This window comes from Bacteroides sp. NSJ-48, assembly GCF_014287405.1.
GTDB lineage: Bacteria > Bacteroidota > Bacteroidia > Bacteroidales > Bacteroidaceae > Bacteroides > Bacteroides stercoris.
The window spans coordinates 1-5,789 of sequence record NZ_JACOOD010000085.1; the positions used below are offsets into that span (position 1 = coordinate 1).

4 protein-coding genes and 1 tRNA gene are annotated in these 5,789 nt (G+C 42.1%); 4 read left to right on the plus strand and 1 reads right to left on the minus strand.

The annotated features are described in order from the left end of the window. Positions 1-285: 285 nt before the first annotated feature. Positions 286-359 (minus strand) — tRNA-Met (locus tag H8S52_RS19330). A 254-nt stretch (positions 360-613) separates the two neighbouring features. Between H8S52_RS19330 and H8S52_RS19335 the strand changes: the two genes are divergently transcribed. The 4 genes from H8S52_RS19335 (at position 614) to H8S52_RS19350 (ending at position 5,481) form a co-directional block, all read left to right on the plus strand. Beyond that, positions 614-1,000, plus strand: coding sequence for an START-like domain-containing protein (locus tag H8S52_RS19335; RefSeq protein WP_016661206.1), 387 nt, complete (start codon positions 614-616; stop codon positions 998-1,000). 76 nt (positions 1,001-1,076) lie between these two features. Further along, positions 1,077-2,984, plus strand: a complete 1,908-nt coding sequence (locus H8S52_RS19340) for an LptF/LptG family permease (protein WP_034535846.1) — start codon at positions 1,077-1,079, stop codon at positions 2,982-2,984. 7 nt (positions 2,985-2,991) lie between these two features. Next, the gene (locus H8S52_RS19345) at positions 2,992-4,206 is read left to right on the plus strand and encodes a bifunctional 3,4-dihydroxy-2-butanone-4-phosphate synthase/GTP cyclohydrolase II (protein WP_186910394.1); all 1,215 of its coding nucleotides are present in this window, start codon (positions 2,992-2,994) and stop codon (positions 4,204-4,206) included. An 81-nt stretch (positions 4,207-4,287) separates the two neighbouring features. After that, entirely contained in the window at positions 4,288-5,481 is a 1,194-nt protein-coding gene (locus H8S52_RS19350) for a pyridoxal phosphate-dependent aminotransferase (protein ID WP_016661209.1), read from the plus strand. Positions 5,482-5,789: the final 308 nt, after the last annotated feature.

Consider the following 5,789-nt stretch of genomic DNA (forward strand, 5'->3'; position numbering starts at 1 on the left):
AAGTTGTCTATAAGCACATCCGGAAGGATGGCACGAAGGAGTTGTGCGGGTTTCATAAAACAAAGGTAAGCAAAGATAGCTAATTTTAAAACTTACCAACCAGATATTTCCGCTGAGCCCTTTTTTCTTATATAGACTTGCTAAATTATATGCTTAAATATAAAATCCCTCAGATTGTTACGTTGACCCATATTTCCGCTGAGCCCTCTTTTACGCAAACTGAGTATTAAAAACAAAAAAGACCGCCAAGAGTGGAAGCCTCCTAACAGTCTAAATCTTCATCAGTAGCGGGACCCGGGATTGAACCGGGGACCTCATGATTATGAATCATGCGCTCTAACCAGCTGAGCTATCCCGCCATTGTTTCTTGATTGCGGGTGCAAAGATATAGCTTTTCTTTAAACTGCCAAAATTTTCAGGCGTATTTTTTTGTCGCATATTTTATGATTTGAGATAAAAAAACTTTTTACTCTTATTGTTTTGTATCTATTGTATAACATTATCAACGTTTTAACTTTGAATAGAAAGCAAATGAGAATAAAATCAATGAATTATTTTTTCTAATTAGAAAAAAGTATTTATCTTGGCTGGCGCAATAAAAGCAGAATAGACTATGGAAAGGGAAAAAATACATTTGGAATATCTCTTGAATGCGACTTCTAAAAGTATTCTTTGGACAGCAATAAGTACTCCTACAGGTTTGGAGGGTTGGTTTGCAGACAAGGTGCAATCGGATGATAAGATAGTGTCTTTCTTTTGGGGAAAGACAGAGAAACGCGATGCTGAAATCATTGCAGTGCGTGCATACTCTTTTATCCGTTTTCGTTGGTTGGATAATGAAAAACCGCGTGAGTATTTCGAATTAAAGATGACAAACAATGAGTTAACCAATGATTTTGTACTTGAAATAACAGATTTCACCAATGCAGACGAAGCAAATGATTTGCGTGAATTGTGGGAATCTCAGGTAGATACCTTGCGTAGAACATGCGGTTTTTAGTTAACTTTCAATTAAAAATTTCCCGTACTCCCTTTTTTGTGCTACTTTTGTGCGTTTATTGCATGAAACAAGTAAAATGCTGCGCATAAAAAAGTTAGATATATTTATTTTAAAGAGCTTTTGCATGCTCTTTATGGGCACTTTCTTTATCTGCCTTTTCATCTTCATGATGCAGTTCCTGTGGAAATATGTAGACGAAATGGTGGGAAAAGGATTGGAGATGAATGTTCTTGCCCAATTTTTTTTCTATTCGGCGCTGACGCTGGTGCCGGCTTCATTGCCTTTGGCTATTTTGCTGGCAGCTCTTATCACTTTTGGCAATTTTGGAGAGCGGTTTGAATTGCTTGCCATGAAAGCGGCAGGTATTTCTTTGCTTAAGATTATGCGTCCGCTGATAATTTTCATATCCATTATTTGCTGCGTTTCCTTTTATTTTCAGAATGTTATTGGTCCTAAAGCGCAGACTAAGTTATGGACATTGCTGGTATCCATGAAGCAGAAGTCGCCCGAAGTGGACATTCCCGAAGGAGTGTTTTATGATGAGATAGACGGGTATAACCTTTACGTAAAGCATAAAAACCGTAAGACAGGTATGCTGTACGATGTATTGATTTATAATTTCGAGAAAGGGTTTGAGAATGCGCAGATTATCAAATCGGATTCCGGCAGATTGGAAATGACAGCGGACAAACAGCATCTTTATCTTCACCTTTACAGCGGTGAGCAGTTTGAAAATCTGAAGTCGCAGAGCATGAATCAGAAAAATGTGCCTTATCGTCGGGAAGCGTTCGTTGAGAAGCATGCGATTATAGAGTTCAACTCGGATTTCAATATGGTGGATGCCGGATTTATGAGCAACCAATCCAATAGCAAGGATATGAAAATGTTGCAGGCCGGCATTGATTCTATGAAGGTGCAGAACGATAGCATCGGGCGTACTTATTATAAAGAGGCTATGGCGAGTACTTATAAGGCGACCTCCAATACGCTGAGTAAGGCTGATACGATAAAAATAGAATCTGCGACTTTGGGTAGCTATGATGTGGACAGTCTGTTTAATGTGGCTACTTTAATGCAGAAACAGAAGATAATGTCTACGGCTGTCAGCCGTGCGGAGAGTGCTGCAAGTGATTGGAGTTTCAAGGGTTTCAATATATCGCAGACAGAAAACAGTTTGAGGCGCCATATGACTTCCTGGCACGAGAAACTGACGCTTTCGTTGGCATGCCTTATTTTCTTCTTCATCGGTGCACCGTTGGGTGGTATCATTCGTAAAGGCGGTTTGGGTATGCCTGTAGTAGTGTCCGTGCTTATTTTTATCATCTATTACATTATCAACAATACGGGTTATAAGATGGCTCGTGACGGTAAATGGATTGTGTGGATGGGTATGTGGACCAGTACAGCTGTGCTGGCGCCATTGGGTGCATTCCTTACTTATAAATCCAATAATGATTCGGTGGTGCTGAATGCTGATGCCTATGTTAATTGGTTTAAAAAGATAGCAGGTATCCGCAGTGTCCGCCATTTGTTCCGGAAAGAAGTGATTATTCACGATCCTGATTATGTACGTTTGCCGGGAGAACTTCAGCGGCTGTCGGCGGATTGCCGTGCGTATGCCGAAAAGAAAACTCTGATGCGAGCGCCCAATTATTTCAGATTATGGATGAACGATGCGCCACACGATGAGGAGGTGGTGGCTCTCAATGAACGGTTGGAAACTTTGATAGACGAGATGTCTAACACAAGGTCTATACCGTTGTTGACAGCATTGAATAATTACCCGGTAATAGCTGTTCATGCCCATGTGCGTCCTTTCCGTAATTATTGGTTGAATATGCTGTGTGGAGCGATAGTGCCTGTCGGCTTGTTCTTTTATTTCCGTATTTGGGCATTCCGTATCCGCTTGAATAAGGACATGGAGCGGATTATCCACACAAACGAAGAGATACAGAATATTATAAAAGTCAATCAGAATAAATAATAAAGATATGGAAAAAGTAAAGTTAAATACGATAGAGGAGGCCATTGAAGATTTTAAGACTGGCAATTTCGTGATTGTAGTCGATGATGAAGATCGTGAAAATGAAGGCGACTTGATTATTGCAGCAGAAAAGATAACATCGGAAAAAGTGAATTTTATGCTGAAGCATGCACGTGGAGTATTGTGTGCTCCGATTACGGTGTCTCGTTGCAAAGAGCTGGATTTACCTCATCAGGTAACGGACAATACCTCGGTATTGGGTACTCCTTTTACGGTGACTGTCGATAAATTAGAAGGTTGTACAACCGGTGTTTCTGCAGCAGACCGTGCTGCAACCATTCAGGCACTGGCCGATCCGCTTTCCACTCCGGCTACTTTCGGTCGCCCCGGACATATCAATCCTTTGTATGCGCAGGAGAAAGGGGTATTACGTCGTGCTGGTCATACCGAGGCTACGATTGATATGTGTCGTTTGTCGGGTTTCTATCCTGCCGGCGCGCTTATGGAGATCATGAACGAAGACGGTACGATGGCACGTTTGCCCGAATTGCGTAAAATGGCAGATGAATTTAATTTGAAACTGATTTCTATCCGCGATATGATAGCTTACCGTTTGCAACAGGAATCTATCGTAGAAAAAGGTGTAGAGGTGGATATGCCGACAGAGCATGGACATTTCCGCTTGATTCCTTTCCGTCAGAAGTCCAACGGATTGGAGCATGTGGCCTTGTTTAAGGGTACTTGGGCTCCCGATGAACCGGTATTGGTGCGTGTACATTCTTCCTGTGCTACGGGAGATATCTTCGGTTCCATGCGTTGTGATTGCGGCGAGCAGTTGCACAAGGCGATGGAGGTGATAGAAAAAGCCGGTAAAGGAGTTATCGTATATCTCAACCAGGAAGGCCGGGGCATTGGTCTGATGGAAAAAATGAGAGCGTATAAACTTCAGGAAGACGGTATGGATACAGTAGATGCCAACATTTGTCTCGGACATTTGGCAGATGAACGCGATTATGGTGTGGGGGCTCAGATACTGCGTGAATTGGGGGTGCATAAGATGCGTCTGCTTACAAACAATCCGGTGAAACGTGTCGGTTTGGAAGCTTATGGCCTGGAGATTGTAGAGAATGTATCGGTTGAAACCACTCCGAACCAGTATAACGAGCGTTACTTGCGTACGAAGAAAGAGCGTATGGGACACACTCTCCATTTTAGTAAGTAACTGTCTTTTTGTTTTATTATATCAAAGAAAATCGTTTATTTTGCAACCGGATTTGCATAACAACCATTAAATAGAAATAGAATGAACCAATTATCAGACCGTTTGAATAGCTTGTCGCCCTCTGCGACGCTGGCTATGTCTCAAAAAAGTGCAGAGTTGAAAGCTCAAGGTGTAGACGTAATTAATTTAAGTGTCGGAGAACCTGATTTTAATACACCCGACCACATTAAAGAGGCTGCAAAAAAGGCGATAGACGATAACTTCTCTCGCTATTCTCCCGTTCCGGGTTATCCAGCTCTACGTAATGCTATCGTAGAAAAATTGAAGAAGGAGAATGGTCTGGACTATACAGTTGCGCAAATTTCTTGTGCTAATGGAGCTAAACAGTCGGTTTGCAATGCCATTCTGGTATTGGTGAACCCAGGTGATGAAGTGATTGTGCCTGCGCCGTATTGGGTCAGCTATCCTGAAATGGTAAAGCTGGCAGAAGGTAAGCCGGTGATTGTCACAGCGGGCATTGAGCAGGACTTTAAGATTACACCGGCTCAATTGGAGGCTGCTATTACGCCAAAAACCAAAGCACTAATTCTCTGTTCTCCTTCCAATCCTACGGGGTCTGTATATAGCAAGGAGGAATTGGCCGGATTGGTTGCTGTGTTGGCAAAGCATCCGCAGGTAATTGTCATAGCTGATGAAATTTATGAACATATCAATTATATCGGTAAGCACCAGAGCATTGCACAGTTCTCTGAAATGAAGGATCGTACAGTGATTGTAAACGGTGTTTCCAAGGCTTATGCCATGACAGGTTGGCGTATTGGTTTCATTGCAGGACCGGAATGGATTGTAAAGGCTTCTAACAAATTGCAGGGGCAGTACACATCAGGGCCGTGTTCTGTATCTCAGAAAGCCGCTGAAGCTGCTTATACGGGAACGCAGGCTCCGGTGGAAGAGATGCGTAAGGCTTTTGAACGCCGTCGCGACCTTATTGTGAAACTGGCTAAGGAAGTACCGGGATTCGAAGTAAATGTACCGGAAGGTGCTTTCTACTTGTTCCCGAAATGTAGCTCATTCTTCGGTAAGTCTGCCGGTGACCGTAAGATTGAGAATTCGGATGATTTGGCTATGTACTTGTTGGAAGTAGCTCATGTAGCTTGTGTAGGCGGCACATCGTTTGGTGCTCCCGAATGTATTCGCATGAGTTATGCTACCAGCGATGAGAATATTGTGGAAGCTATTAGCCGCATTAAGGAAGCATTGTCAAAGCTGGTATAATCTTTTGATGACAGAAGTTCATCTCAGGTGTATGGGGTGTAACTCTGCAATATAAAAAGCCAACTAATTCACGTTTGAAATGTATTGTGGATTGGTTGGCTTCTTTGTATATTTAGATATTTCACGCAAAAAACGGGTTTGGCCAGTATAGATAAAGATGTATATTTTCTTCTTGGCACTGAGTCTTTTTAGGGACATTCATTAAATATTACAAAATTAGCCAACTAATTCATACACAAATTATTGCGAATTAGTTGGCTTTTTTGTATCTTTAGGTATTCCCCCGAAAACAAGGTTTGACGGCCAAA